Source organism: Enterobacter cloacae complex sp. SHL018 (assembly GCF_049237905.1).
Lineage (GTDB): Bacteria > Pseudomonadota > Gammaproteobacteria > Enterobacterales > Enterobacteriaceae > Enterobacter > Enterobacter hormaechei_C.
Map to the genome: position 1 here is coordinate 251,771 of NZ_JBMKJE010000001.1, position 22,923 is coordinate 274,693.

The following is a 22,923-nucleotide window of genomic DNA, read 5'->3' on the forward strand; positions in this document are numbered from 1 at the left end:
GGTCATTATGACAAATGCTAATCAAAAACGCCAGGCGCAGGAGGTTTAACTGTGTCGAACGTCGCTTACGCAAATTTCGCGGCGCACTCAGCCGCAAGGAGCAACAGGATGGAGAACCAGAAATCTGGTTACGTCCCGTTGTACCGGAGCATCAAGAAGAAGTCCTGGGCTAAGGATGTTTTCCTGCGCGCGCTGTGGGAGAACCTGCTCATTGACGCAGCCAGACAGCCATACACGGCATTCTTCAAGGGCAAGCAATGGCCTCTGCAACCCGGTCAACTGGTCGTCACTGCTGCGGATCTAGGCCTTCAGTTGTGTGACCGCCAGGGCAACCCGACAAGCCGCGACGCAGTGGAGAGAATGCTGTCTGTTTTCGTCCGCGAAGGGATGATTTCCATCGAAGGAGAGAAGCGAAAAGGCAGGGTGATCACCATCACGAACTACGTCGAATATGCTCAAAAAATGGACGATTTACCCGCACATAAAGCCGCACATACAGGCGCACATGATGAAGCCAGTAACGGCGCGGGTTCAGATGGGTATACCGCACATAAGGCCGCACAATTCCCCGAACATCATGAACAAGAAGGTAATAACAAGAATATAAATAACTTATCGTCCGAGAATTCTGACGAATCCTCTGACGCACGTCTCAAGAAATTTTTATCAGCTCATCCAGAAGCTGCGATTTACACACCATCCGGTGCTAAGTGGGGATCGGCTGAAGACCTCAAAACTGCCCAGTGGATTTCCACCAGGGTGAAGCTGATTAACCCAACCTGCAAAGCCCCGGACATGACCTCCTGGTCTAACACCGTTCGCCTGATGCGCCAGATAGACAACAGGTCGCACCAGGACATCTGCGCGCTGTACGACTGGGCAAGCAAACACCACTTCTGGCAGACCAACATCCTGAGCCCGGAAAGCCTGCGTAAGCAGTGGGACAAGCTGACGATGCAGCGCAGTGCTGGTGGTGTGCAGCGAGGCGGAAAGCCGGATCTGGACTTCAACAACACTGACTGGGCCTATGGGGTGATTCGATGAAATCTCTTGCAGAGCAGATGCGTAACCATGACCGCGAGCAGATGAGTCGCATGGCCCACAACCTGCCAGAGCAGTACCAGGAGCGCGCGCCGGTCGAGCAGGTGGCTCAGGTATTCAACGGGCTGTTCACCCAACTGCGTGCCGCGTTCCCGGCCAGCATGGCGAACTTCCGCACTCAGGACGACCTGAACGAATTCCGCCGTCAGTGGCTGCTGGCGTTTCAGGAGAACGGGATCCACTCGATGGCTCAGGTTGATGCCGGTATGCGCATTGCCCGCCGCCAGGAGCGTCCATTCCTGCCGTCGCCGGGCCAGTTTGTCGCCTGGTGCAAACAGAGCGGCGGGGCGCTGGGCATAACCGTTGACCAGGTGATCGCCGAATACTGGGACTGGCGTAACCGTTCGTTCGAATTCACCTCCAGCGAACAATTCCCCTGGTCGCAGCCGGTCATGTACCACATCTGCGTAGAACTGCGCCACCGCAGCACAGAGCGTCAGTTAACGCATGGGGAGCTGGCTCGCGAGGCGGGCGATCTGCTGGACATGTGGGAGAAGCGCGTCACTGAGGGTAAGCCAGTGCCGCCTGTACGCCGGGCAATTGCCGCACCTGCCGCCGAGCATGGTCCTACGCCGATCCAGCTGCTCCAGGCGAAGTACAACCGCAACAAGTCGAACGGGATGGTGTGAGATGGACAGCTTAAAACAACGCATCGTTGATTACGTGGGCGCTAACCAGCCTGTTAAGCGCGCTGACCTCATCGTGGTGATTGGCATCAGTGGCAAGGGGCTGGATCGGGAAATCGCTGCACTGCGCGGCCTGGGTCTGATTTTCAGCATGGCTGGCTTTGGTTACTTCACCAGTGAGGCTGACTATCAGGAATGGCGAAAAGGTGCTGGCGCTCTCCACCTGAAGAACCGGGCGATGAATGGCGCATTCAGCAGTGCAGCAGCACGAAGAGTGAGCGATGAGAGCTATCCGGCGCGGATCGCGTCTGTACTGAGTGATGGCAGCAAACTGGGAGCAATTCAAATTGCTGAGGCCATGGGTACCAGTTACCGGAGCATCTCCAGCGTTATCTCGGTGATGGTTAACTCTGGCGAGCTGAAGTTTGAAGGCCCGAAAGGCCACCGCGTTTATTCGCTGGCACAGGCAAAAAAGAAAACTGGCCGCCGTGCTGAGTCGGTGAACGTGATCTGCCAGGAGTGCCGCAACAGTCCGGCGATGAGAAGGATATTGATGGTTTGGGGGAGGGTAGGGGTATGAGCGAATGGAGTGATTATCGCTTGATGGTTAGGACCATGGCGAAGGGTAACGGTGTAACGCTCATCAGCATCGCCAGGCACTGCGGCGTATCGCACAGGAAGCTTAATCAAATTCTGCAAACCGGGCCATCCAAAGAGCAGGAAGAACTCATAGCCGAAGCTCTGGGGTGCGCAGGGTGTGACCTTGCGGAAATCCACAGGAAAATGGGCGAGTTATCAGACAAGTACGGGGGGGCAGGGGTATGAAAATTTACATCGCAGGACCAATGACGGGTTACGAAAACTACAACCGTCCGATGTTTAACGCAGTAGCACAGCAGATGTTATCAGGTGGTCATGTGGCATTAAATCCGGCCACGCTCCCGGATGGTTTATCTCAGCGTGAGTATATGGACATCTGCCTGGCGATGCTTCGCTGCGCAGACGCCATTCACATGCTGCATGGGTGGCAAGAGTCGGAAGGTGCCGTCGCTGAGCATGCCATGGCTAAAAAGCTGGGAATTAAAATTTCTTACCAATTTGAAGGAGCCGTCCAATGAGCAACATCGACAAACATGCATTGCGTGAAGCGGCAGAGAAGGCGACGCCTGGCAATTGGTGGATTAATAGTCATGGGCAGGCCATGGTGTCGTTTATCGACAACGACGTGCTGGAGGTATTTGCCACCGATAACAAGCGAGCTGCCGTTCGGCATGATGATACCTGCAATCTCTCACGATGGAGAAACGATAACGACGCCACGTTCATCGCAACGGCAGATCCCGCCACCGTGCTGGCGCTGCTGGATGAGTTGGAAGCCAAAGACGCTCAAATAGCAAATCTTACCGCCGAACGCGATGCTCTTCGTGAAGGCGCGATGGGTGACGCGAAGCACAGCAATACCCGTGCTGCGGCCGATATCTATTTCCAGTTAGTCGAGGAGTGCGAAATACCTGCTGGCGGATCACTGGTTGAGTATGTAAGCGAACTGCGTGAACGTGCCGCAGCCGATAAAGGAGCAGCATCATGATTACCCTTACCAAAGAATGGCTTTTAAAGACCATCGCGGAGCTTGAAGAAGAGCGCGATGCTGTGCCCGGCGTTGTAAACGAAGATGCGACTATGGCGCTGGCGGCGATGAAATTGGCGCTGGCATCGCTCGAAGCGGAGGCCGTTGCGTATGTCGACCCGTTCGCTTTCCATAACTTTATCGTCTATCGTGCTGGCGAAACTTATAACAAGCGCATGGGCAGAGAATGGATGTGGGCCAATCCAGACGCCGGGCTTATCCCTGTTTACACCGCCCCGCCAGCCACGCCAGCGCCGGTATCTGTGCCTGATGAAAATGGACTTCTTCCATGCCCATGCTGCGGAGGGCGTGCTGAGTTTGATTATGACGACGATAACCTCAACTGGATATCTTGCAACGTTTGTGGAATCTCGACCGACACCGCATATCACACAGACGTAGACGCAAGAGATCGGTTGCGTAATGTATGGAACCTCCGCACCGCCATGCTTCAGGGTTCCGATGGCAACTCTCAGGTGATTCCGGATGGCTGGAAACTGGTTCCGATTGATTTGACCGGAGCAATGACCAACGCAATGACAGATGCGATTCTTGATGACCTGCATAACGTCGATGTATGGCGCAGTGTACTCGCAGCAGCACCGCAGCAGGAGGCTAAAAATGTCTAATTTGAAGCCAGGCAATGTTTATATTGAAATTTCTCATAATCAGGCTGGAGGCCTTTCACTCTGCGTAGGCAATGACGATGGTGGATATCGAATCTCCGGCGCCAAGGTTGGCGGATGCGAAACTCTGAAGTGCTTTGAGGTTAATGCCGAGGAGCTAATCGCGCAGATTCGTGAGCACGCGAAAAAGGCAGCCGCAGAGCCTGAGTATATCGACGAAATCGCTATTCAGGCAGGAATTGACCCAGCCGTTGCTGATGCTTACATGCAGGGATATCACGACGCTGAAGCGCGGAGAGCTGAGCAGCAGGATGCAAACTGATGTGATATAAAACCCCTTCATGGTGGAGGGGTTGTTTATGTCAGAATATGAGAAGCTGTCAGAAGACCTGTATCGGGAAGCGTGCCGAATTGTTGGCGAGTGCTGCTTGATGCTTGCCAGCAATGATGCGGAAACAAACAGAGGCCAGTTAGTTCACGAGTTAAAACGGCTTCACTGGGAAATCATGAAGAGCACGGATGAATCAAATCTGCCGATTTTGCTGGCCATAGAAAGGCTTGCTACCAGCGAGGACTGGAAGAAGCCATACCTTGGATGATGCCTAACCCATTCGACGCAGAAAGGCTGTAAGAAAAAATAGCAAACTATTTTAACTCATTGATATATACACATGTTTTACAATTTAACTGCTTCTTTTCCTCTTTCTTGGTGGTACATTCATTTGGCGATGTAAAACCAACAGGAGGCGTTATGAGTATCGATCAACTTTGCATGAAACAAGAGTGTTGGGCATTGGAGATGCTTGGTAGGGTTGGCGCTTTAACACAGTGCCCTCATCATGAGAGCACTTATGTTGATGAGGGCATAGAAGAGTCCGACATCTACAAATACGCTGCTGGAGCTTATAAAAAAAGCAATGGTGGTCATCCATTTGAAAATTTTAAAGAGATGACTGATGCCGTTAAAGCCGCATACGAAGAGCACGGTGGAAATGATGTTTGCCCGCTGTGCTTTAAACGCGTGGACGACTAACTCATTGGCCTCTCCGGAGGCCTTTCTCTTACGTTGATTTTGTTGAATCAACCGTCCATAATCATGTCATCGGAGCCTGAACAACTCCGGTGACTTCTGCGCATTTAAGGGGACTTAAATGCGACCACAATCTGAACTCCTCACCTTGTCACAGATGCAGAAATGCACCTGCGATTTTCTGCATTCTGCGTTACCTCTCGGAGGTGGCGCATGAAACAGCACTACTGCATCGTTAACGACACCGTTAAAGACAACCTCATCGCATACATTCGCACCCTGCCAGTAAACCCACGCGCGCCGATCGTTGTTGAGGCCCGGGAAGAGACACGCACCGACAAGCAGAACCGCCTGATGTGGCCGCTGCTGAAAGACCTGTCTGCTCAGGTTGTCTGGCACGGCGAAAAGCTGACCCGCGAGGAATGGAAGGACCTTATCACCGTTCTGGTGAATCAGACTCAGGACCAGGAACAGAAATCAGCCCCGGGCATCAACGGTGGCCGCGTATATTTCGGCGTCCGCACATCCAAATCCAGCAAGCGCTACATGGTCGACGTCATCGAGGCGATTTACTGGTTCGGAACCGACCGCGGCGTGAAGTTCTCCGAGGCATCCAGTAAGCGCATCGCCTGGGCGAAAGAGTGGAGGGCTTCCCGTGGGTAATCCTCTCGCACGCGTCATCACAAATCATATCTTCAACGTTCCGGCGCGCCGCAAGCGTAAGCCCGCGATTAAGCCGTCCGATATCCCGACACTGAAGGGCTACACCGCCCGCCTGGTTGATCAGAAATGGCTGCGTCTCGCGGCGAGGAGAGCGCATGGCTAAGTTACCGCGCCGCAAGTGCGCCCATAAAGCCTGTCGCCAGTGGTTCCACCCGGTACGCGACGGGCAGGTAGTTTGCTCATTCGAGTGCGCCAGCGCGATCGGCAAAGAACAGACCGCAAAAGCCCGTGAAGCCGCTAAGCAGAAGGCGGCGCAGCGCCAGCGCACCGAAGAGAAGGCAGGACGCCAGCGTCGCAAGGCCAAGCGCGAGTCATTCAAGACTAAAGCTCAGTGGGATAAAGAGGCCCAATCGGCCTTCAACCGCTACATACGGATCCGGGACGAGGGAAAAGAATGCGTCAGCTGCGGCAATCCACTCATCGGCAAGAGCAATTACCTGACAGGCAGCGCCATTGACGCCAGCCATTACCGTTCGCGCGGCGCTGCATCGCATCTCAAATTCAACGTGTTTAACGTCCACTCCGCTTGCACCCGCTGCAACCGGCAGTTGAGCGGCAATGCTGTCGAGTACCGGATCCGTCTGATTGAGCGTATCGGACAGGAACGTGTCGAGCGCCTTGAATCTGATAACGATCCGCGCCGCTTCGATATCCCATACCTTCAGCGCATCAAATCCATTTTCACACGCAAAGCCCGCGCGCTGGAAAAACGCCGGGCACGCCGACAGGAGGCCGCATGAACCACGCCGATTTCCTGCGGTACCAGGCAGAAAGCGTTAAGCGCGCCTGCATGCCACCAGTAGCAAAGCACAGCCAGACTAAAACCAACCAGCCACATAAGGAAGCCGCATGAACAGTCAGCAACTGGAATACGTACGTCAGCAGCTCATTGTGGCGACCGCAGATCTGAGCGGGGCGACGAAAGGGCAGCTGGTAGCCTTCGCCGAAAACGCACAATTCACTGTGACGGCGCGCAGCCGGGGGCGGAAGAAAATAACCGACCCGGTCACCGGCCGGAAGGTTAACCCCGACGGCCCGGCGATGAGTGGCAGCCAGTCCCGCGCCAAAGGCTCATCCATCGCGCTGGTTGGGCCGGTGGAGTTCGTGACCGCATCCTGGCGCCGCGCCGTGCTGTCTCTGGAAGACCATCAGAAAGCGTGGCTGCTTTGGAACTACAGCGAGAACATCCGGTTCGAGTACCAGGTGGCGATAACCCAGTGGGCGTGGGCCGAGTTTCGGGAGCAGCTCGGAACTAAGAAGGTTGCCGGAAAGACACTGGAGCGGCTGAAGAAGCTAATTTGGCTGGCGGCGCAGGACGTTAAGGCTGAGTTGGCTGGCCGTGAGGCGTACGAATACCAGGCGCTGGCAGAATTGCTGGGTGTGGCTAAATCCACCTGGACAGAAACCTATCTGCCTCACTGGTTGGCTATGCGTAACAGCTTTAAGCGGCTCGATAGCGGTGCGCTTATATCCGTAACGCGATCACGTTCACAACAAAAGGCGACAAATTCGCACGCAACTCTTGCAAAACCGAACTGAAACGCATATATTTCATGTAAATCTGATATCGTCGCCATAGCTTTGATTGTCGACAAAGAATTAAGAGCCTCGCCATCGTGCGGGGCTTTGTTTTTTGTGCTTTATGTAAACCAAGTAGTCTTTAAAAGTTAAAAATCATTTTTAACTTATGTAAAATGTGGCCTCCAGTTAAAACAGAGAGGCCTCATCATGAAGAACTTCCAGCTTTACGTTGGCGGCACTAACAACATCACCTATCGTTACGAAATCAGAAAGGTGGATGATGCTTTTAGTGTTCGAATATTTAACGTCATAAACAAAGTGCACAAAGAGGTTGGTAGCAAGTCACTTCGTTTTGTGTCAGCTCATGATGTCATTGATGAGTGCACATCGCATTACAGGCGACACGCTGAAGGCTTCAAAGGCTTTATACGTGGGCTCATGATGCGGTGAAGGTGAAAACCAACAAACAGGTCGCTCAGGCGGCCTTTTTTGTATCTGCACAACAGGAAAGAGCATTGGCGTGAAGGGCTCATAACCCAACCCACGCAGCAGCATGGAGCGCCAACGAAATGCTCAGTGCTCTGTCCGTTGTGGTGTAACTTAATTCCCGCTTGCGGGTTAGATGGGTAGAGTAATGCATCAACTGGCATAGCCAGCAGGGCAGGCATGATGCTAATGCTGAACCTGAGTATCGGTTCGAGTCCGATCGCCACACACTAAACCCAGCCAGGGTATTTACGGCCATAGAGCCGACATTGCCTTACCCTCACATTGCCAGCCTGTCGCTGGTTTTTTTATTTTCAGGCTCCGGGAACCATCATCGACACGCCTACTTGTTAAATCGTCCCGAGGGCCTGAACCAACTACACACGGAATAAATATGTCTGAGACCTTCACTATCGTAGGCGTTGGTCTTACATCGTCATCAGTCGGTGTAACCTTTGCCACGCTGTTTCCGGAGGCGACTCCAGCAGTGATGCTCGGATCACTCGCCGGAACGGCGCTATACGTTCTGACCTCAGATCCCCATCAACTCTGGAAGCAGGCTATCTTTGCGCTGATATCGTTTATCAGTGGCGTGTTCTTCTCCGTACCCATGGCGAAAATCATGGCCGGAATCATCAACACGCCGTTAAGCCTGATGAAGCCACCGGCCAGCATTGAGGTATCGCCAGCTGTCGGTGCAATTGTCACTGCTTCCATTTCCGTGGCAGTCCTGCTGCGTATTCTCCGCAAATCCAAAAGCGGGAAGATGCCGGGGCTGGGGGAGGAAGATAAATGACATGGCAGCTTCTTCTGATGGATGCAAACGCCATAGTTTGCCTTTTAATCATGGTCAGGCTGATGTTTTTCCGGAAAGAGGGAAAGCGTCATCGCCTGAGTGTCGCGGTACTGGCCTACCTGGTCATACTTGCCGCCGGATTCAACGCCTTCAACATTCTGCTCGGCCATTACGTACAGGTTAACCTCGGCGATTTGCTGCTTAACTCCGTCATCTGCATGGCGGTGTGGCTGGCACGCGGGAACCTGGCGAAGGTCGTCATTACGGAATAGCCATGACCAAAGACGATATCTTTAATACCATCCTCGGCAAAGAGGGCGGTTATGTTGATCACCCGAATGATAAGGGCGGACCAACGAACTGGGGAATTACTCAGGCAACTGCCCGCGCGCATGGTTATACCGGTGATATGCGAAACCTTACACGTGAGCAGGCTCTGGCGATCCTTGAGTCTGATTACTGGTATGGCCCGCGCTTTGACCAGGTGGCAGAAGTATCCCCTTCCATTGCCGCCGAACTTTGCGATACCGGTGTGAACATGGGGCCATCGGTGCAGGTTAAATGGTTCCAGCGCTGGTTGAACGTTTTCAATAACCAGCAGCAGTTCTATCCGGATCTGATCGCCGACGGGCAGATCGGCCCACGTAGCATCAGCGCGCTGAAGTCCTTCCTGGCGAAACGAGGCGGCGAAGGAGAAATCGTATTGCTTCGTGCACTGAACTGTAGCCAGGGCCAGCGGTATCTTGAGCTGGCAGAACAGCGGCCGGCTAACGAATCATTCGTTTATGGCTGGATGCGCGAGCGGGTGAACCTATGACGACGCTCAAATCAGTACTGGCGGCAATCGGAGTTGCGATCCTGATGGTGCTTGGTGCGTTTGGTGTGGGCCGTTTTCGCGGGCGTGAAGAGGCTGAAGAAAGAGCCGATCAGCAGCGCACAGAAGAAAAGGCCTCGGCCATTGAGTCAGCAGCCGAACGCCGGGTAGAAGCAACGAAAGAGGCCAGCAATGTACAGCAGAATGTTAACCGCATGCCTGATGACGATGTTGATCGCGAGCTGCGTGACACGTGGAAGCGTCCCGGTGGTGGTTGACACAGCCTGTGACTGGGTAAAGCCAATCTACCTTACTGATCACGACATTGATGTTCTTGACCGCCAGACGAAACGCGACATCCTGGCGCATAACAAAGCGTGGCAGGCGAACTGCCAGAAAACAAAAGAATCGGGTGCAAAGTGATGAAAACCAACCAGTGCAGTGAAGGTTTCGACAACCCATCCAAGTTCCGCGAGGAATGGGATAAGCAGACCCAGGGGAAATAGCGCAATGGGGACTTTAATCAAAGGCTGGAAGGTGATGCTTCTGACCAAGGATGGGTATGATTCTGGAAAGGCACCTGAGGAAGTCGGCTGGCAAAGCACCAATGAGCCAGACATTCGTGATGGGGTGCTGATTATTAAAAATGGCCTTGATACCCATGGCGTACCGCTCAACATCATTCACGGATTCAGCATCGAAGCTGTAAAGGCTGAATGACATTGCAGAAGCTCTTCATTGAGGGGCTTCGATAATGATCTGTGTAACCCCGCAAGGATGGTGATCACATCTTGCTGACGGGTAAGCCGTAAGTGGCTAAGCACTTCTGAGAAGCAGGGCAACAGCTGCGACAAGGCAAAGAGGTAATCATGTCCGACATCTACCAAATCACTATCACCACCCAAACAGGCGAAACCTTCACGGGCAAGATGTCACGACGTCAGCCAGAGCTGGTTAACGGCTTTGTGCCGCTGGCGACGGAGACGGGACAGTGGCTTTACTTCGCTCCGGCCGATGTGAAGCGCGTGGAGTTCACGCCGGTACCGACAGAGGAAGACACCAATGGCGATGAGCAGACTGTCAGTTGAAATCAAAAGCAGGTGGTGGCTTCCCGTTTACATCAAGACGCTGACACTGCTCTGCTTGATGATGCGTTGCGAGCCTGATTACCAAAAGGTGGGTAACTTCATCGTTAAGTATGGCATTAGCCAGAAGCTGAAGTATGAGCCTGTAAAGAAATAACGGAGTAACCAATGAGCAAACCAGATTGGGAGGCCATTGAATCGGCTTACCGGGCTGGTTCATTGTCAGTAAGGGCCATCGGCGAAAAGCATGGCGTTAACCACGCCACCATCCTGAAGAGAGCGAACAAAGAAGGATGGCAGCGCGACCTGACAGAAAAGGTCAGGGCGGCAACAAAGGCCAAGGTAACCAAGTCGGTAACCAAAGACGGTAACCAGTCACCAGTGGTTACTGATGAGCAGATTATTGACCAGGCATCCGATGAGGCGGCCGCTGTAGTCATGGCTCATCGAGAAAGTTTGGCAGCATGGCGCGGCATCACCAATAAGCTCCGCGACTTCCTCGAAGATGCAGATATCACGGAAGAAAATCACGCCTCAATGTCTCGTTCGATCACTGCCGGTGTTGATGCTCAAATAAAAGTGATAAACGCTGAGCGCAAGGCGTATAACCTCGACACCGAGGAAGGCAATAAGACAGTTGATGACCTGTCTAACCTGATGGATTCATTGTCTCAGGGGGCGTAATGAAACCTGAGCACCTAAAACTGCTGTCCGATAAAGACTGGCGGCTGAATAATCTCTACTGGATCACCGACAAAGAGGGTAAGCCAACGCGCTTCAGGATGACACCTGAACAGCGGGAATACTTCGAGGGGATCCACACCCGCAACATCATCCTGAAAGCACGTCAGCTCGGTTTCACAACTGAGGTGTGCATTATCCAGTTGGACGCGGCCCTGTTCGAATCGGCGAAGTGCGCGCTGATTGCCCACACGCTGAATGACGCAAAGCGCCTGTTTCGCGAAAAGGTGAAGTACGCATACGATAAGCTGCCTGCAGAGATAAAGGCTGCCAACCCGGCCAGCAATGACTCTTCCGGCGAGCTCGTCTTCAAGAAGGGCGGCTCACTATACGTCAGCACTTCATTTCGTGGCGGTACGCTGCGTTACCTGCACGTTTCCGAGTTCGGGAAGATATGCGCCAAGTATCCTGACAAAGCCCGTGAGATCGTCACTGGTGCGTTTGAGGCGGTATCGACAGGATGCTTCGCTACTATCGAGAGCACGGCAGAGGGCCGGGCGGGTTACTTCTTCGATTACTGCCAGACGGCAGAGAAAGCGTTGCTGCAGGGAAAGCCCTTATCCGCGCTGGACTGGAAGTTTTTCTTCTTCTCCTGGTGGAAGAATCCGCAGTACGCAATCGACCCGGTCGAAGCACTGCCGGTGCGCCTGCTGGAATACTTCGCTGAGATGGAAGCGAAGCACGGCGTAGTCATCAATGAACGCCAGAAAGCCTGGTACTACGCCAAAGAGAAAACGCTCGGCGACGACATGAAGCGCGAATACCCGACCATTCCGGCCGAGGCGTTCCAGCAGTCTGTCGAGGGCGCGTATTACGCCAAACAGTTCCGCTGGCTCTATACCAACAAGCGGATCGGCCAAATTCCGGATAACTCACACCTGCCAGTTCATACATTCTGGGATATCGGTGTGGGCGACTCCACGGCTATCTGGTTCGTTCGTGAGGTTGGCGAAGAGTTCCACATCATCGACTACTACGAAAACTCCGGCGAGGGGCTGAGGCACTACATGAAGGTGTTGAAAGACCGCGGCTATGAGTACGGCGAACACTGGGGGCCGCACGATATCGAGAACCGAGAGTTTGCCGCTGATGCTAAGTCACGCAAAGAACTGGCGCGCGAGGGTTACGAGATTGACGGTCAGATGTACTCACTGAATTTCAAAGTGGTGCCGAAAGCTGGCATCGATACCGGCATTGAGTCGGCGCGTGAAATCCTTCCGAAATGCGTATTCGATGAGGATAAATGCTCAGAAGGTATCTCTCACCTTGAGGGCTACCGGAAGGAATGGGACGACAAGCGCGGATGCTGGAAAGACAAACCTCTCCATGACGCCACCTCACATGGTGCTGACAGCTTCCGTTACTTCGCAGTGACGAAGAACAACCGTAAGCAGGTCGGCACAGTATTCTTCTAAGGAGCATCGCCAGTGAGCGAACAAGATAACGGCCTGAAGATGGCTGTGAACAACCTCGCCACTGAAATGCGGCGAGCGAATTATCTGAATGCCATCGGTATCGGTGGCGGCAACACGAAGCGACCGACGCTTTACCAGGAATTTGGCTACCCGCGCACGATCACCTTCAACGACTTCTACAACATGTACCGCCGCAACGCCGCTGGCTTCGCTGTGGTGCATCGGCTGCTGGAAGGTTGCTGGCAGGACTATCCGGTCATAGTTGACGGTGATGAAGCGCAGGAGGCGAAGAAAACAAACTCCTGGGAAAAGAACGTCACCAAGTTCATGAAGAAATGGTGGCCAAAGGTGAAGGATGCCGACCGCCGCAATATGGTCGGGCGTTACTCCGCACTGCTGCTGCAGGTCAAAGACAATCGGAAATGGGATCAGGAAGTCGACACGGCTTTAGTAAAACGACTCGGCGAGTCAGCGTTGGTAAAACTTATCCCGGTATGGGAGCCGCAGTTAACTGTCGCCGAATGGGATAACGACCGTCAGTCAGAAACTTTCGGGCAGCCGAAGATGTTCAACTTCAACGAGCAGCCGGTTGGTGATGAGCCTTTTGTCGGGCCGATGCGCGGAGAACCGGTACACCCGAGCCGCGTTATCCTGTTCTGCGAAGGATCTGAAGACGACAATGTCCTGTCCGGCATCCCGCTGCTGGAGGCTGGTTTCAACAAAGGCCTAGATATCGAGAAGATTTCCGGCGGTGGCGCTGAGGGCTTTCTGAAGAACGCCAGTCGCCAGATTGCCGTCGAGTTCAGTAAAGAAACCGACATGGCCACGTTGGCTGACCAGGCCAAAAAGGCTGGCTATGCCGATCTCGGTGAAGCGATGGGAGACAAGGTCAACAAGCTGAACCGCGGCACCGACGCGGCTGCAGTTATGCAGGCCGGGCAGATGCACGTTCTGAGCGTTACCCCTGGCGACCCGGGTCCGACCTGGGAAGTCACCGCGAACGAACTGGCAGCCTCCGTGCAGATCCCGTTCACCATTCTTTTCGGTCAGCAGACCGGGCGACTGGCGAGCGACGAGGACAAAACTGACTGGGCTATCCGCCGAAATACTCGGCGCAATGGTTTCCTGACAGACCGCATCACCGCGTTGCTGGAGCGTTTCTGGACGCTTGGGATTATCGACCCGCCGACCAAAGGCGAGGTCACCATCTCATGGAGCGACCTGCTGGCGCCAGGCGAGAAAGAGAAGATCGAGAACGCTTCGAAACTTGCCGACATTGTGCAGAAAACCACTGGCTTCTATGGCGGTGAGCCGCCGATTACAGCCAATGAGCTGCGCGAAGTTGTTGGGCTTGACCCGCTGCCGGAGCCAAAAGAACCGCCGAAACCGGACGAGAAGGTGACTACCGATGATCCACTGGCCGATGACACCAGAACAGACGGCAAAGGTGGGCCTGCCGATAGTTCCGCGCAGCAAGGTTGACCCAACCCGATCGGCAAAGCAGGTAACCGCGATGTTCCGGGATATCGAGGAGCGATACCTCGGCATCAAGCGAGCGCTGAAAGCTCTGTTTGACCAGCGCCTGACCGGGCGAGAGCGAGAGATTAACAGTCACAACTGGCATTTCCTGTGCCACGACCACGGCGAGGATATGCGGCTCTACCAGGTCAACGCCGGTAAGTTCATCTACGACATGTCGGCGAAGGAGTTGGCGGACCTGCTTGAGGCGGTGCAGGGCATTCTCGACGAATACCTGCTGGATGGTGGCGAGCAAAACCTGTGGGCGATGGATTACGTCGTCGCTGAGGCGCAGCGCGGCACGCTGGAGGCATTCAACAACCTCTCGCAGCAGTCGCAGGTGTACGCTAGCCAGACGACGCTACAGCAGCTTTTAAGCAGTCCAGGCTATCTGAACCAGATATCGGCGGCCAAGCTGACAACGTTCAGTGACTGGAAGGTCATCAGCGATACAGCCCGCGGCGATCTGACCAATATCATCACCGACGCGGTAGCGCGCGGGTTGAATCCTCGCGAGACAGCCAGCGTCGTCAGCAAGCGCCTCGATGTGTCGATGTCGAAGGCCAAGACCATCGCTCAGACTGAGCAGGTCGGCGCGCTGCGGCAGGCGCAATGGAACGAAACGGACTGGGCTGCCGACAGGCTGGGGATGAATACCGGTCTGCTGTGGCTGTCTGCGCTAAAACCAACGACGCGCACCTGGCACGCCAGCCGTCACGGCAAAGTCTACACCACGGAAGAGGTGCGTGACTTCTACGCCGAGAACGGCAACCGGTACAACTGCTACTGCAGCCAAATTCCGGCCCTGCTCAACGACGACGGCAGCATCTTCAATGAGGGTCTGGCGGATAAGCTGACTAAAGAACGTAAACAATGGGTTTCTTCTGCCGATAACAAATCCTGAAATTAAAAAGGAGGAGTTATGGAAACGTGGTTTATCTCGTATAAATATTTTCGTGAAAATGGAGCTATAGGTGAGGGTGACTGGTTTTATGATGCGCCATCAGCACTTAAGCCGGAAGATATTGCTAAGCAGTTTAAGGTTATGGTTGGTGCACTTAAAAAAGTGAGTGCTGATTCCATCATCCTGCTGGCTTTCAATAAAGTTTAAATTCAGTAATGTTATAGATGTCAATTTTATTGCGGTGTAACTCAATCGGTAGAGTAACGCATCAATGCGGCCATGCCATTGCTGGTCGTACTCGGTTCGGCATGATGTTGACGCCTGACGAGAGTGCTGGTTCGAGTCCAGCAGCCGCAACTTAAAACAAGACCCAGCCGTAGTGCTGGGTTTTTTATTGCCTGAAATCCACCATTGAGGACCCAGCATGAAACGCAACCGCGTTAACGTGCTGACCGTCGTCAACTCCGCTTCAAACATCACCACTGAAACCATCGACGGCAAGCCACATATCGTGGTTCGCGGCATCACGCCTGTCGTGGACGATATCGTGATGAACCGGAAGTTGTACCCGGCAGCAGAAATCGAAAAGGCCTACAACACGCTCGAGCGTAACCCGATGCCGCTGGGCCACCCGAAAGTGGATGGTAAGCATGTGTCGGCGCGGGATGTCCGGGCAGTGAACGAGTATCACGTCGGGGCCTGGTTACAGAACGTCAGCCACAACGACGGGAAGGTGACGGGCGACATGTACGTTAACCGCCAGTACGCCGAGTCGAGCGACAAGGGCAAACGCCTCATCAACCGTCTGGATGAGATGCTGGCCGGTACCAATTCCGACCCTATCCATATTTCCACCGGCCTGCTGTATTCCGGTATTGCTGCCAACGGCGAATCAAAGGGCAAGAAGTACAACGAGATCGCCACCAACATGATGTTTGACCATGTGGCGGTGCTGCTTGATGAGCCGGGCGCTGGCACGCCGGAGGAGGGCGTGGGCATCTTCGTTAACGCCGAGGGTGATGAGCAACAGATCGAAGTTGCCCGCCTGGCTGACGGAATCGACTGCACCCGCGACGGCCTGCTCAACAAAACCAGATTCTTCTTCACCAATGCCTCCAACTTCTCTTTCGACGACATCTCCCGCGCTATCAGCGACAAGCTGCGGGAAGGTGATACTGAAGATAAGTGGCTTTGGCCTGAAACGGTGTGGCCGGACAGCTTCATCTACCGCAATGACACCAAATACCTGAAGCAGAAGTACCTCATCGATGACGACGGCAAGGCCGTGTTCGTCGGCGAACCTGTAGAAGTCGTGCGCAAACCCACTGAGTACGAGATTAAAACCAACGGAGAGAACGATCCGATGAAAGAACTGATTATCAATGCGCTGCAAGCCGCTGGTAAGCCGACTGAAGGCAAGTCCGACGCCGAGCCGATGGACGCATACAACCAGATGAAGGCAGAAGAAGCCACCGCCAAGAAAAAAGGCGATGAAGAAATCGACCCGGAAACCGGCAAGCCCAAGAAAAAAGAGCAGGCCACCAATAACGAAGAGATGCCAGCGTGGGCGAAAACACTCGCCGATCGCGTGGACGTCGTTTTCAACAGCCTGAACGCGAACGCCGACAAAGAGAAAGGCGAAAAGCGCGCGGCTGTGAAGCTGGCGATGAACATGAGCGATGAAGAAGTCGCAGATCTGGATGGTAAGGCGCTCGACGCCATGTATGCCAAGTGCCAGACATCTTTCGGCCTGAACGGTGCATTCCGCCAGGCAACCAACACCCAATCAGTCAGCGAAATGCCGGAGTAAAAAATGGCTAAAGACGGAAAACACGTAATTCACGCGGGCGGTATCTTCGCGAACCCACAGCTTCACCGTGAAGGTGCTGCAGCCGCTGATACGCCTCCTGGTACGATTGGTTTCTTCGACAACACCACGAAGAAATTCACCGCTTCCGTGGATGGCAATGAAGCCGCGATCCTCTACGTAGCCAACTATGACTACCTGCGTTGCAAAACCGTAGACGACGTCATCAAGGCTGGCGATTGGGTTGTTGCTTTCCACCCAACCCCGGGCGTTTTCTTCAACGTTCCCGCCGCAGCAGGCACTTACACAAAAGGGCAGCCGCTCTCAGTTGCCAACGGTCGTGTTAAGGCTGTTGGTACTGATGAATCGGTCCGCTGCTACGTAGAAGAAGACCGCTCATACACCATTGCGACGGCAGGTGACCTCCTGCGCGTGGTCATTAAATAAGGAGCACCTGAATGTTTGTATTCTCCACTAAGCAGGCGACCGAAACCGGGAACCTTGAAGTTAACCAGGCTCAATTTCGTCAACTCGAATTCGCACGAAACTCCAGTGCACAGGCAGTAGCTGATCTACTCGCTCGCGCTACTATCGGTGAATTTGGGAAACTGGACGCAGTAAACGCAGTCGACGATATCCGCCGGTTGTACAAGGCCTATGACCAGACTGTGCTCAAGCAGTTTGAGCCGAACACCGAATTCACGCTGCTGAACGACCTGATGCCGCTGTCTCGTTCTGTTCGCCTGGAAGAGTCTGTGTACGAATACGCTCGCACCGGCGGCCGTGGCTGGGCGCACACTTCCATGTCCGGTCAGATTGGCGCTGCGCTGGATGCGAAGTCTTACACCTTCGATGGCACCATGGTGCCGATCCACGACAGCGGCTTTAAGTTCAACTGGCGTGACCCGGTATTCAACAAAGGATCTGCTCTCTCATCCCTGGCGGATGCTCAGGCCGGATCTGTTGATGATGTGCGTCGCCAGTATGTGGACTACATCTGGGAAGGCTTCCGTGATGCGGCTGGTAACTACATCAAATTCGATGACAAGACCTGGAAGGGTTTACGTCACGATGAGCGTGTGGCGCAGGTGACACTGACCGTTAACTTCGCAACCAGCACCGACCCGAAAGCCATGCGTGCCGCGGCGATCGCCCTGCGTGACGTCCTCAAGCTGCAAAACATGCAGTACGGCCAGCAGACGTGGTACGTCTCCAGCGAAATCATGTCCAACTGGGAGCAGTATTTCGATGTGAACTCTCTCCGCACCGTGCTGGAAGAGATCTCCAAACTGTCAGGCATCGCGGCAATCAAAGAAGATGCTGAGCTGACCGGCAACGAAATCGTAATCGTGCCGCTGCAGGCTGGCGTGATTGCTCCTATCGTCGGCCAGGCGTTCGGTACCGTCGCTGATCCGCGTCAGTTCTACAACTCAGATTACGTTTGGCGTACCTGGGGCGCTGCTGGCCTGATGGTCAAGCAGGACATCAACGGCCACTACTCTGTAATTCACGCTTCGAGCTAAGGAAACAACATGGCACTCGTAAAGGTATTGGTAGCAAACCTCTTTGCTGGTGCCAGCCTTCAAAAGCTGGAGGCTGGACAGGTTTACGACGTCGATGACTCAATTGCTGAGAAGTGGATTGAGCAGGGCAAGGTTGAGAAATCCACCGAGAGGAAGGGTGAAAAGCTCGTCTTCGAAGTGGCGACACCGTCTGCGCCGGTTACATCCGGTGCATCCGATCTGCAGTCAAAACTCAATGATGCCCTTGAGCAGCTGAAGCAGGCCCAGTCAGACGCTGATGTGAAAGACAAAGAGCATGCTGATGCCCTTGAGCAGCTGAAGCAGGCCCATGCAACTGAGCTTGAATCCGCGAACAAGCGCGCCGACGAAGCTGAAGCAGCACTGGCAGAAGCAACCAAGAAGGCGAAATAACCATGGCTGACCCAATCACAGCGGCAGACGTGCAGGCGTTCCTCGGTGAATTGGGTTACTCCATCCCGGGCGCGCTGCTGGATCCGATCCTCTGCGTGGTGAATAAGATTATCCCGTGCCTCAATGGCGCGGGGTATGACGATTGCACCGCGAAGCTGATTCTGATGTACGCCGCCGCGCTTATGGCTACGTCGTCTGGTGCACGCCGCATCAAATCGCAGGGTGCGCCGTCTGGTGCATCCCGCTCGTTTGAATATGGCGACGACAGCATTACCTGGTTGCGCGACTCGTTGGCCCGGCTAGATACCAGCGGCTGCACCGGAGAGCTGCCGATCAGCGCCGGTAACAGCGTCGGCCTGTTCATGGTGGTCGGGGGCTGCTGATGACGTACAAATCAGTTAAGCGCGGCATTCCGCGCGCGTTCACCCGCGTCTGGGTAATGACCGACACCGGGAGGGAGACGACCGGCTACGTGAAATCGGATGGCGAGTGGTTCATCAACTGCGCGCGCATCCGGGCGACTGGCGCGAAGGTGTTGAGGTGGAAAGATGGCTGAACGATACGATGTGCATGCCTTTAAGTGCGAAGGCAACTGGTCGCTGTTCATCTGGATAAACGACTCCGGAGTTAAGTTTATTGGCCGACATGCTGAAACTTACGAGAAAGCCAAAGTTGACTTTCTGGAGCAGGCTGATGCTAAGCGCCTCGCCAGTCAATCAGGCTCGATGCGGCCTCTTGATGATTTCAAAATCGTTGAGAAGGTGGAGGTATTCACTCTATGAGCAGCGTTGCCAACTGGTCTTACACCGCCACGGCGACCATCTGGCGTAAACGGGAAGGTAATGACGAATACGGCGATCCTCTGGGTTATGCCGAACCTGAGCAAATCCTCTGTGATTACGAGGGCGGGCTCAGCAAGAAGTTAGCCAGCCTGGGCGCTGAAATCGTCGTGAAGAATACGGTCTGGACTGAGTTCGCTCTGGCTGCCGCAGGTGATTACCTTCTGATTGGCGTATCGACGGAAGCCGACCCGGTTGTGGCCGGTGCCGACGAGGTACGGCAAGTTATCCGCCATGCCGATACGTTTGAGCGCCTGGCTGATGATTATGCGATACTGACCGGCATCTAACCAGAGGTCTTCATGAGCATTTCTTTCTTTGTCTTTTATTTATGGTTGATGGCAATCTGTTTTCTTTGCTGCGCCAAAGAGCTGATGACTAATCACCGCAAAATAGCGTGGCTTGCTGCTCCACTTGTATTTGCTGCGCAGGCGGTCTCTGTATGTGCAGTTTACAGATTCATCTGGACTTAAATGGGGGGATTTATGGGGCTCGACCTGCTCACAATGTCTATCTCAGCGCTAGCTGTGGCTATTTCTGTGTACGCCGCTGTACCGGTTCATGAACAGAAGTCCAAGCAGATTAAGCGCACGCCTCGCGATCAGCTCCACCCGAGATGAGAAAGCTCATTGAGGACGGTGATGAGCTTGAGCGCAGGGTTAAATTACTCTGATTACGCCATCCTGACAGGAATATGATAAAATATTCACGTGGTGAATGCGCAGGCTGATGCGCTAAACATAGCAGTGTAAAACTGTCAGTTTCACGAAAGTGACACTAAAGGCTAAGCAAGACCGATAAAGCTAACCGCTGTGCCTGGAAGGCGGAAAAGTTCGGCATCTGACAGTTAAAACATTTAGCTAATTCCGGAGATCAGCGCCGGACACCACATCACTTTTGAAGGTCGCCTTATGGCGGCCTTTTTTATTGCCTGGAGAAAACCATGGGCATCAAAGTGAAGGGCATCAGCCAGGCGAAGAAGCACCTTAACGATGTCATCAACGACGTTAAGGGGCGCAAGGTAATCCGCGCCCTCCAGTCAGCGATGATTCTCATCGGTGCCCGGGCAGCCTATTACACTCCGATCGACACCTCTACGCTGATTAACAGTCAGTTTCGGGAAATCGACGCTGGAGGCGTTCTCATCACCGGGCGAATCGGCTACTCAGCCAACTATGCCGCCTACGTGCATGAGGCGTCAGGTAAGCTGAAGGGCCAGCCGCGCGCGCACTTCGGCGTGACCAGTAACCGGTCTGAGTTCGGCCCGCAGAAACCGAAAGAATTCGGTGGCGGGACAGGAAAGGGCAACTACTGGGATCCGCATGGTGAGCCGCAATTCCTGACCAAAGGCGCGAATGAAGAGCGCGATAACGTTGATGCGGTGATGCGCAAGGAGCTTTCGCTATGACACCCATGATGCACGAGCGGGTGCGCAACATGTTCGGCGACGCCGGGCTAACTACCGGTTTCACGGTGCAGCAGCTGATGTACGACGACCCGGGCGACCTGTCCAAGGCGATCATGGTATTCAGGCCAAACGGCAGGTCGAATATCCGTACTGACCTCGGTTCTGAGTATCACGTCCTGGTCGACGTTGTCGGCGCGAAGGACAAGCGCAAAGACGCGCTCAACGCCGTACAGCGTATCGTCGACTACGTCCAGGCCAACCCCATGGCTGACGAGTGCGTCGGCTACATCCAGAACATGGGCGCAATTCCCGCGCCGGTGCTCACAGAAGAAGGGCGAATAGTCTTCCGACTCCAGTTCGCCTGCACTTACGGCGAATAGCCATCCCAACCAAACAACCCGCTCCGGCGGGTTTTCTTTTTTATACGTCAAAGAGGAGTTTCACATGGCTAATTGCCAGAACTCGAACGAGCGCCTGTTCGGCGGTGCGGTCGTGCTGGAAGTCGCCGATGGCTGCCCGGACGTCAAACCACTCGAAGGTGAGTGGATGGCGCTGGCCGCTGGTACGTCGAAGGGCTTCGACTTCAACCCGAACTCGGTTACCTCTGATGCGGATGACGGCGGCGGCTATGTCGAGACCATCATCACCAACAGTGACTTCACCCTGAGCTTTGAAGGCGAAGTGCGCAAGAAGGACAAGCTGGATCAGTACGGCGTTGGCAAGTTCATCAAGTATTTCGCTGATGAGCTGAAGGCCAAGCGCCAGCCCGGTATCTGGGTACGCATGGACTACGGCCCGGTCGAATTCGTCGGCTATATGAACATCACGGCGCTGAGCTCTGACGGCGGCACCAACGACATCGTCACGTTCTCAACCGAGTTCAAAGTCGGTGATGCAACTACCATCGAAGTGAACGAGCTGACTGCTGTAGCGGTGACTGGCGTAACGGTAACTCCGGCTACCAGCACCGGCACAGCAGGCGGCACCAGCACCTTCACGGTGAACATCGCACCAACCGGCGCTACAAACAAAGATTTCACTGTAGCGACTACCGATGCGACCAAAGCAACGGCTACCGCCTCCGGCAACACCGTTACCGTGACGCGCGTCGCCACCGGCAGCGCGCAGATAATCATCAACACCGAAGACGGCAACTTTGTGGCCGTGCATACGGTTACCGTTACCTAACGGACATTCCAAAGGGCGGCGTGCTGCCCTTGATAATGACCGTTTACTGGAAGGCCTATGACTGCTTTAACCGATATTGGCGAACTGTCTATCAGCGACAGCTGCGAAGGCGGGAAAGATTACCTGTTGCGACCTTCATTCGAGGCCATGACCAGGATCGGCACTCCGGAAGAGATTGTGCAGGCATACGCCACCATCCACGGCAATGATGTCGCTCATCTCATTGAGGTGTGCGCTGGCACGCTGGGGCGCTTTCCTGAATGGATGTCTCCTTCTTTCAACCGCGCCGCTGAGAAACTGTTATCTACGTGCATGCTAGTGCTTCAGGCGTGCAGCGAGAAAGACTTGACGCCAATGATAGGCGAGTGGAAGGGGTGGCGTCACTGCGTCGTATACCGACCGGGAAGATTACCAAAGAACGACATCATCGTGCTGGCGCAGCACCTCATGCAGCACGGCATTGTCGGAAAAGCCAGGGTTCGCCAGTTGCAGCGCCATGAAACAGGCGAGCGCACAACAGAGTTTAAAGCATTCGACTACATCAGCGCAGCTCGCAGCCACTTCGGCATGAATCGCGCCGAAGCCTCGCAGTTAACGATGACCGAATTTCAGATGCTGTTGGCGGCAAAATACCCGGACCAGAAAGGCTTCACTCGCGATGAATACGACAGCATCGCTGACGAATACCTGGCTAAACAGGCCGCGCGCAGGGCAAAAGCAAAGCAATAACCGGA

38 protein-coding genes and 1 pseudogene are annotated in these 22,923 nt (G+C 54.4%); all 39 read left to right on the forward strand.

Annotated features, from left to right (window positions below):
* Positions 1-108 precede the first annotated feature (108 nt).
* Positions 109-1,044 (forward strand): replication protein, encoded by a 936-nt coding sequence (locus tag ACOTY5_RS01270; protein ID WP_259429740.1) that lies wholly within the window; start codon positions 109-111, stop codon positions 1,042-1,044.
* Entirely contained in the window at positions 1,041-1,730 is a 690-nt protein-coding gene (locus tag ACOTY5_RS01275; RefSeq protein WP_045896281.1) for a replication protein P, read from the forward strand. Before ACOTY5_RS01270 ends, ACOTY5_RS01275 begins: the two co-directional genes overlap by 4 nt.
* Before the next feature lies 1 nt (position 1,731).
* Positions 1,732-2,307 (forward strand): ArsR family transcriptional regulator, encoded by a 576-nt coding sequence (locus ACOTY5_RS01280; protein WP_259429741.1) that lies wholly within the window; start codon positions 1,732-1,734, stop codon positions 2,305-2,307.
* Positions 2,308-2,548: 241 nt separating this feature from the next.
* Positions 2,549-2,845: a DUF4406 domain-containing protein gene (locus ACOTY5_RS01285; RefSeq protein WP_047727199.1), complete on the forward strand. Its 297-nt coding sequence runs from the start codon at positions 2,549-2,551 to the stop codon at positions 2,843-2,845.
* Positions 2,842-3,315, forward strand: a complete 474-nt coding sequence (locus tag ACOTY5_RS01290; protein WP_047727197.1) for an ead/Ea22-like family protein — start codon at positions 2,842-2,844, stop codon at positions 3,313-3,315. The genes ACOTY5_RS01285 and ACOTY5_RS01290 overlap by 4 nt, the downstream gene beginning before the upstream one ends.
* The gene (locus tag ACOTY5_RS01295) at positions 3,312-3,983 is read left to right on the forward strand and encodes a Lar family restriction alleviation protein (protein WP_259429742.1); all 672 of its coding nucleotides are present in this window, start codon (positions 3,312-3,314) and stop codon (positions 3,981-3,983) included. Before ACOTY5_RS01290 ends, ACOTY5_RS01295 begins: the two co-directional genes overlap by 4 nt.
* Positions 3,976-4,302, forward strand: coding sequence for a hypothetical protein (locus tag ACOTY5_RS01300; protein ID WP_229114422.1), 327 nt, complete (start codon positions 3,976-3,978; stop codon positions 4,300-4,302). The genes ACOTY5_RS01295 and ACOTY5_RS01300 overlap by 8 nt, the downstream gene beginning before the upstream one ends.
* Before the next feature lie 37 nt (positions 4,303-4,339).
* Positions 4,340-4,579: a DUF2767 family protein gene (locus tag ACOTY5_RS01305; protein WP_063926221.1), complete on the forward strand. Its 240-nt coding sequence runs from the start codon at positions 4,340-4,342 to the stop codon at positions 4,577-4,579.
* A gap of 152 nt (positions 4,580-4,731) precedes the next feature.
* Positions 4,732-5,013, forward strand: a complete 282-nt coding sequence (locus ACOTY5_RS01310) for a hypothetical protein (RefSeq protein ID WP_058655463.1) — start codon at positions 4,732-4,734, stop codon at positions 5,011-5,013.
* A gap of 210 nt (positions 5,014-5,223) precedes the next feature.
* Positions 5,224-5,673 carry a recombination protein NinB gene (locus ACOTY5_RS01315; protein ID WP_109948455.1) on the forward strand — a complete coding sequence of 150 codons (450 nt, stop codon included), beginning with the start codon at positions 5,224-5,226 and terminating at the stop codon, positions 5,671-5,673.
* Positions 5,666-5,836 carry a NinE family protein gene (locus ACOTY5_RS01320; protein ID WP_109948456.1) on the forward strand — a complete coding sequence of 57 codons (171 nt, stop codon included), beginning with the start codon at positions 5,666-5,668 and terminating at the stop codon, positions 5,834-5,836. The genes ACOTY5_RS01315 and ACOTY5_RS01320 overlap by 8 nt, the downstream gene beginning before the upstream one ends.
* Complete coding sequence (locus ACOTY5_RS01325) at positions 5,829-6,473, forward strand: recombination protein NinG (protein WP_045338843.1); 645 nt, start codon at positions 5,829-5,831, stop codon at positions 6,471-6,473. The genes ACOTY5_RS01320 and ACOTY5_RS01325 overlap by 8 nt, the downstream gene beginning before the upstream one ends.
* A complete protein-coding gene (locus ACOTY5_RS01330) occupies positions 6,470-6,586 on the forward strand; it encodes a hypothetical protein (protein ID WP_101731559.1) in 117 nt (38 codons plus the stop codon). The genes ACOTY5_RS01325 and ACOTY5_RS01330 overlap by 4 nt, the downstream gene beginning before the upstream one ends.
* The gene (locus ACOTY5_RS01335; RefSeq protein WP_163299835.1) at positions 6,583-7,272 is read left to right on the forward strand and encodes a bacteriophage antitermination protein Q; all 690 of its coding nucleotides are present in this window, start codon (positions 6,583-6,585) and stop codon (positions 7,270-7,272) included. Before ACOTY5_RS01330 ends, ACOTY5_RS01335 begins: the two co-directional genes overlap by 4 nt.
* 862 nt (positions 7,273-8,134) lie before the next feature.
* Positions 8,135-8,536, forward strand: coding sequence for a putative holin (locus ACOTY5_RS01340; protein ID WP_001514183.1), 402 nt, complete (start codon positions 8,135-8,137; stop codon positions 8,534-8,536).
* Positions 8,533-8,808, forward strand: a complete 276-nt coding sequence (locus tag ACOTY5_RS01345; protein WP_001514184.1) for a phage holin family protein — start codon at positions 8,533-8,535, stop codon at positions 8,806-8,808. Before ACOTY5_RS01340 ends, ACOTY5_RS01345 begins: the two co-directional genes overlap by 4 nt.
* A 2-nt stretch (positions 8,809-8,810) precedes the next feature.
* Positions 8,811-9,353, forward strand: coding sequence for a glycoside hydrolase family 108 protein (locus ACOTY5_RS01350; RefSeq protein WP_108720712.1), 543 nt, complete (start codon positions 8,811-8,813; stop codon positions 9,351-9,353).
* A complete protein-coding gene (locus tag ACOTY5_RS01355; protein ID WP_108720713.1) occupies positions 9,350-9,628 on the forward strand; it encodes a hypothetical protein in 279 nt (92 codons plus the stop codon). The genes ACOTY5_RS01350 and ACOTY5_RS01355 overlap by 4 nt, the downstream gene beginning before the upstream one ends.
* Positions 9,579-9,773, forward strand: coding sequence for a hypothetical protein (locus ACOTY5_RS01360; RefSeq protein ID WP_044489031.1), 195 nt, complete (start codon positions 9,579-9,581; stop codon positions 9,771-9,773). Before ACOTY5_RS01355 ends, ACOTY5_RS01360 begins: the two co-directional genes overlap by 50 nt.
* An 87-nt stretch (positions 9,774-9,860) precedes the next feature.
* Positions 9,861-10,070, forward strand: coding sequence for a hypothetical protein (locus tag ACOTY5_RS01365; RefSeq protein WP_017693186.1), 210 nt, complete (start codon positions 9,861-9,863; stop codon positions 10,068-10,070).
* 149 nt (positions 10,071-10,219) lie between these two features.
* Entirely contained in the window at positions 10,220-10,438 is a 219-nt protein-coding gene (locus ACOTY5_RS01370; protein WP_259429744.1) for a hypothetical protein, read from the forward strand.
* Positions 10,439-10,603: 165 nt separating this feature from the next.
* Complete coding sequence (locus ACOTY5_RS01375; RefSeq protein ID WP_039025437.1) at positions 10,604-11,119, forward strand: hypothetical protein; 516 nt, start codon at positions 10,604-10,606, stop codon at positions 11,117-11,119.
* Positions 11,119-12,591 carry a terminase gene (locus tag ACOTY5_RS01380; protein WP_259429745.1) on the forward strand — a complete coding sequence of 491 codons (1,473 nt, stop codon included), beginning with the start codon at positions 11,119-11,121 and terminating at the stop codon, positions 12,589-12,591. The genes ACOTY5_RS01375 and ACOTY5_RS01380 overlap by 1 nt, the downstream gene beginning before the upstream one ends.
* A gap of 12 nt (positions 12,592-12,603) precedes the next feature.
* Positions 12,604-14,073 carry a DUF1073 domain-containing protein gene (locus ACOTY5_RS01385; RefSeq protein WP_259429746.1) on the forward strand — a complete coding sequence of 490 codons (1,470 nt, stop codon included), beginning with the start codon at positions 12,604-12,606 and terminating at the stop codon, positions 14,071-14,073.
* Positions 14,000-15,013 (forward strand): phage minor head protein, encoded by a 1,014-nt coding sequence (locus ACOTY5_RS01390; protein WP_421631812.1) that lies wholly within the window; start codon positions 14,000-14,002, stop codon positions 15,011-15,013. Before ACOTY5_RS01385 ends, ACOTY5_RS01390 begins: the two co-directional genes overlap by 74 nt.
* A gap of 18 nt (positions 15,014-15,031) precedes the next feature.
* Entirely contained in the window at positions 15,032-15,220 is a 189-nt protein-coding gene (locus tag ACOTY5_RS01395) for a hypothetical protein (RefSeq protein WP_259429748.1), read from the forward strand.
* 30 nt (positions 15,221-15,250) lie between these two features.
* A pseudogene (locus ACOTY5_RS01400) lies at positions 15,251-15,370 on the forward strand.
* A gap of 67 nt (positions 15,371-15,437) precedes the next feature.
* Positions 15,438-16,823: a DUF2213 domain-containing protein gene (locus ACOTY5_RS01405; RefSeq protein ID WP_421631813.1), complete on the forward strand. Its 1,386-nt coding sequence runs from the start codon at positions 15,438-15,440 to the stop codon at positions 16,821-16,823.
* Positions 16,824-16,826: 3 nt separating this feature from the next.
* Positions 16,827-17,267, forward strand: coding sequence for a hypothetical protein (locus ACOTY5_RS01410; RefSeq protein ID WP_047647778.1), 441 nt, complete (start codon positions 16,827-16,829; stop codon positions 17,265-17,267).
* Positions 17,268-17,278: 11 nt separating this feature from the next.
* Positions 17,279-18,343: a major capsid protein gene (locus ACOTY5_RS01415; protein ID WP_063963173.1), complete on the forward strand. Its 1,065-nt coding sequence runs from the start codon at positions 17,279-17,281 to the stop codon at positions 18,341-18,343.
* A gap of 9 nt (positions 18,344-18,352) precedes the next feature.
* Entirely contained in the window at positions 18,353-18,754 is a 402-nt protein-coding gene (locus ACOTY5_RS01420) for a hypothetical protein (RefSeq protein WP_063963172.1), read from the forward strand.
* Between the two features lie 2 nt (positions 18,755-18,756).
* Entirely contained in the window at positions 18,757-19,137 is a 381-nt protein-coding gene (locus ACOTY5_RS01425) for a DUF7370 family protein (RefSeq protein ID WP_063963171.1), read from the forward strand.
* Positions 19,137-19,310 carry a 50S ribosomal protein L13 gene (locus tag ACOTY5_RS01430; RefSeq protein WP_198740158.1) on the forward strand — a complete coding sequence of 58 codons (174 nt, stop codon included), beginning with the start codon at positions 19,137-19,139 and terminating at the stop codon, positions 19,308-19,310. Before ACOTY5_RS01425 ends, ACOTY5_RS01430 begins: the two co-directional genes overlap by 1 nt.
* Positions 19,303-19,536: a hypothetical protein gene (locus tag ACOTY5_RS01435; RefSeq protein ID WP_063931518.1), complete on the forward strand. Its 234-nt coding sequence runs from the start codon at positions 19,303-19,305 to the stop codon at positions 19,534-19,536. The genes ACOTY5_RS01430 and ACOTY5_RS01435 overlap by 8 nt, the downstream gene beginning before the upstream one ends.
* Positions 19,533-19,883, forward strand: a complete 351-nt coding sequence (locus ACOTY5_RS01440) for a hypothetical protein (RefSeq protein ID WP_063931517.1) — start codon at positions 19,533-19,535, stop codon at positions 19,881-19,883. Before ACOTY5_RS01435 ends, ACOTY5_RS01440 begins: the two co-directional genes overlap by 4 nt.
* A 653-nt stretch (positions 19,884-20,536) precedes the next feature.
* Positions 20,537-21,001 carry an HK97 gp10 family phage protein gene (locus tag ACOTY5_RS01445; protein WP_259429750.1) on the forward strand — a complete coding sequence of 155 codons (465 nt, stop codon included), beginning with the start codon at positions 20,537-20,539 and terminating at the stop codon, positions 20,999-21,001.
* Positions 20,998-21,381 (forward strand): phage tail termination protein, encoded by a 384-nt coding sequence (locus tag ACOTY5_RS01450; protein WP_421631815.1) that lies wholly within the window; start codon positions 20,998-21,000, stop codon positions 21,379-21,381. Before ACOTY5_RS01445 ends, ACOTY5_RS01450 begins: the two co-directional genes overlap by 4 nt.
* A gap of 64 nt (positions 21,382-21,445) precedes the next feature.
* Positions 21,446-22,189, forward strand: coding sequence for a phage tail tube protein (locus tag ACOTY5_RS01455; RefSeq protein ID WP_006808946.1), 744 nt, complete (start codon positions 21,446-21,448; stop codon positions 22,187-22,189).
* A 57-nt stretch (positions 22,190-22,246) separates the two neighbouring features.
* On the forward strand, positions 22,247-22,918 hold the full coding sequence (locus ACOTY5_RS01460) for a DUF6246 family protein (protein WP_259429751.1): 672 nt from the start codon (positions 22,247-22,249) through the stop codon (positions 22,916-22,918).
* The last annotated feature ends 5 nt before the right edge of the window (positions 22,919-22,923 follow it).

What these genes read in the sequence shown, in the direction of transcription:
- ACOTY5_RS01290 (WP_047727197.1), top strand. Translation starts at nt 2,842, where the DNA reads ATGAGCAACATCGACAAACATGCATTGCGTGAAGCGGCAGAGAAGGCG.
- ACOTY5_RS01310 (WP_058655463.1), top strand. Translation starts at nt 4,732, where the DNA reads ATGAGTATCGATCAACTTTGCATGAAACAAGAGTGTTGGGCATTGGAG.
- ACOTY5_RS01430 (WP_198740158.1), top strand. Translation starts at nt 19,137, where the DNA reads ATGACGTACAAATCAGTTAAGCGCGGCATTCCGCGCGCGTTCACCCGC.
- ACOTY5_RS01305 (WP_063926221.1), top strand. Translation starts at nt 4,340, where the DNA reads ATGTCAGAATATGAGAAGCTGTCAGAAGACCTGTATCGGGAAGCGTGC.
- ACOTY5_RS01435 (WP_063931518.1), top strand. Translation starts at nt 19,303, where the DNA reads ATGGCTGAACGATACGATGTGCATGCCTTTAAGTGCGAAGGCAACTGG.
- ACOTY5_RS01370 (WP_259429744.1), top strand. Translation starts at nt 10,220, where the DNA reads ATGTCCGACATCTACCAAATCACTATCACCACCCAAACAGGCGAAACC.
- ACOTY5_RS01325 (WP_045338843.1), top strand. Translation starts at nt 5,829, where the DNA reads ATGGCTAAGTTACCGCGCCGCAAGTGCGCCCATAAAGCCTGTCGCCAG.
- ACOTY5_RS01345 (WP_001514184.1), top strand. Translation starts at nt 8,533, where the DNA reads ATGACATGGCAGCTTCTTCTGATGGATGCAAACGCCATAGTTTGCCTT.
- ACOTY5_RS01395 (WP_259429748.1), top strand. Translation starts at nt 15,032, where the DNA reads ATGGAAACGTGGTTTATCTCGTATAAATATTTTCGTGAAAATGGAGCT.
- ACOTY5_RS01440 (WP_063931517.1), top strand. Translation starts at nt 19,533, where the DNA reads ATGAGCAGCGTTGCCAACTGGTCTTACACCGCCACGGCGACCATCTGG.
- ACOTY5_RS01445 (WP_259429750.1), top strand. Translation starts at nt 20,537, where the DNA reads ATGGGCATCAAAGTGAAGGGCATCAGCCAGGCGAAGAAGCACCTTAAC.
- ACOTY5_RS01335 (WP_163299835.1), top strand. Translation starts at nt 6,583, where the DNA reads ATGAACAGTCAGCAACTGGAATACGTACGTCAGCAGCTCATTGTGGCG.
- ACOTY5_RS01280 (WP_259429741.1), top strand. Translation starts at nt 1,732, where the DNA reads ATGGACAGCTTAAAACAACGCATCGTTGATTACGTGGGCGCTAACCAG.
- ACOTY5_RS01420 (WP_063963172.1), top strand. Translation starts at nt 18,353, where the DNA reads ATGGCACTCGTAAAGGTATTGGTAGCAAACCTCTTTGCTGGTGCCAGC.
- ACOTY5_RS01425 (WP_063963171.1), top strand. Translation starts at nt 18,757, where the DNA reads ATGGCTGACCCAATCACAGCGGCAGACGTGCAGGCGTTCCTCGGTGAA.
- ACOTY5_RS01450 (WP_421631815.1), top strand. Translation starts at nt 20,998, where the DNA reads ATGACACCCATGATGCACGAGCGGGTGCGCAACATGTTCGGCGACGCC.
- ACOTY5_RS01355 (WP_108720713.1), top strand. Translation starts at nt 9,350, where the DNA reads ATGACGACGCTCAAATCAGTACTGGCGGCAATCGGAGTTGCGATCCTG.
- ACOTY5_RS01455 (WP_006808946.1), top strand. Translation starts at nt 21,446, where the DNA reads ATGGCTAATTGCCAGAACTCGAACGAGCGCCTGTTCGGCGGTGCGGTC.
- ACOTY5_RS01460 (WP_259429751.1), top strand. Translation starts at nt 22,247, where the DNA reads ATGACTGCTTTAACCGATATTGGCGAACTGTCTATCAGCGACAGCTGC.
- ACOTY5_RS01415 (WP_063963173.1), top strand. Translation starts at nt 17,279, where the DNA reads ATGTTTGTATTCTCCACTAAGCAGGCGACCGAAACCGGGAACCTTGAA.
- ACOTY5_RS01360 (WP_044489031.1), top strand. Translation starts at nt 9,579, where the DNA reads ATGTTGATCGCGAGCTGCGTGACACGTGGAAGCGTCCCGGTGGTGGTT.
- ACOTY5_RS01270 (WP_259429740.1), top strand. Translation starts at nt 109, where the DNA reads ATGGAGAACCAGAAATCTGGTTACGTCCCGTTGTACCGGAGCATCAAG.
- ACOTY5_RS01315 (WP_109948455.1), top strand. Translation starts at nt 5,224, where the DNA reads ATGAAACAGCACTACTGCATCGTTAACGACACCGTTAAAGACAACCTC.
- ACOTY5_RS01350 (WP_108720712.1), top strand. Translation starts at nt 8,811, where the DNA reads ATGACCAAAGACGATATCTTTAATACCATCCTCGGCAAAGAGGGCGGT.
- ACOTY5_RS01410 (WP_047647778.1), top strand. Translation starts at nt 16,827, where the DNA reads ATGGCTAAAGACGGAAAACACGTAATTCACGCGGGCGGTATCTTCGCG.
- ACOTY5_RS01405 (WP_421631813.1), top strand. Translation starts at nt 15,438, where the DNA reads ATGAAACGCAACCGCGTTAACGTGCTGACCGTCGTCAACTCCGCTTCA.
- ACOTY5_RS01330 (WP_101731559.1), top strand. Translation starts at nt 6,470, where the DNA reads ATGAACCACGCCGATTTCCTGCGGTACCAGGCAGAAAGCGTTAAGCGC.
- ACOTY5_RS01295 (WP_259429742.1), top strand. Translation starts at nt 3,312, where the DNA reads ATGATTACCCTTACCAAAGAATGGCTTTTAAAGACCATCGCGGAGCTT.
- ACOTY5_RS01275 (WP_045896281.1), top strand. Translation starts at nt 1,041, where the DNA reads ATGAAATCTCTTGCAGAGCAGATGCGTAACCATGACCGCGAGCAGATG.
- ACOTY5_RS01300 (WP_229114422.1), top strand. Translation starts at nt 3,976, where the DNA reads ATGTCTAATTTGAAGCCAGGCAATGTTTATATTGAAATTTCTCATAAT.
- ACOTY5_RS01390 (WP_421631812.1), top strand. Translation starts at nt 14,000, where the DNA reads ATGATCCACTGGCCGATGACACCAGAACAGACGGCAAAGGTGGGCCTG.
- ACOTY5_RS01365 (WP_017693186.1), top strand. Translation starts at nt 9,861, where the DNA reads ATGGGGACTTTAATCAAAGGCTGGAAGGTGATGCTTCTGACCAAGGAT.
- ACOTY5_RS01380 (WP_259429745.1), top strand. Translation starts at nt 11,119, where the DNA reads ATGAAACCTGAGCACCTAAAACTGCTGTCCGATAAAGACTGGCGGCTG.
- ACOTY5_RS01285 (WP_047727199.1), top strand. Translation starts at nt 2,549, where the DNA reads ATGAAAATTTACATCGCAGGACCAATGACGGGTTACGAAAACTACAAC.
- ACOTY5_RS01340 (WP_001514183.1), top strand. Translation starts at nt 8,135, where the DNA reads ATGTCTGAGACCTTCACTATCGTAGGCGTTGGTCTTACATCGTCATCA.
- ACOTY5_RS01375 (WP_039025437.1), top strand. Translation starts at nt 10,604, where the DNA reads ATGAGCAAACCAGATTGGGAGGCCATTGAATCGGCTTACCGGGCTGGT.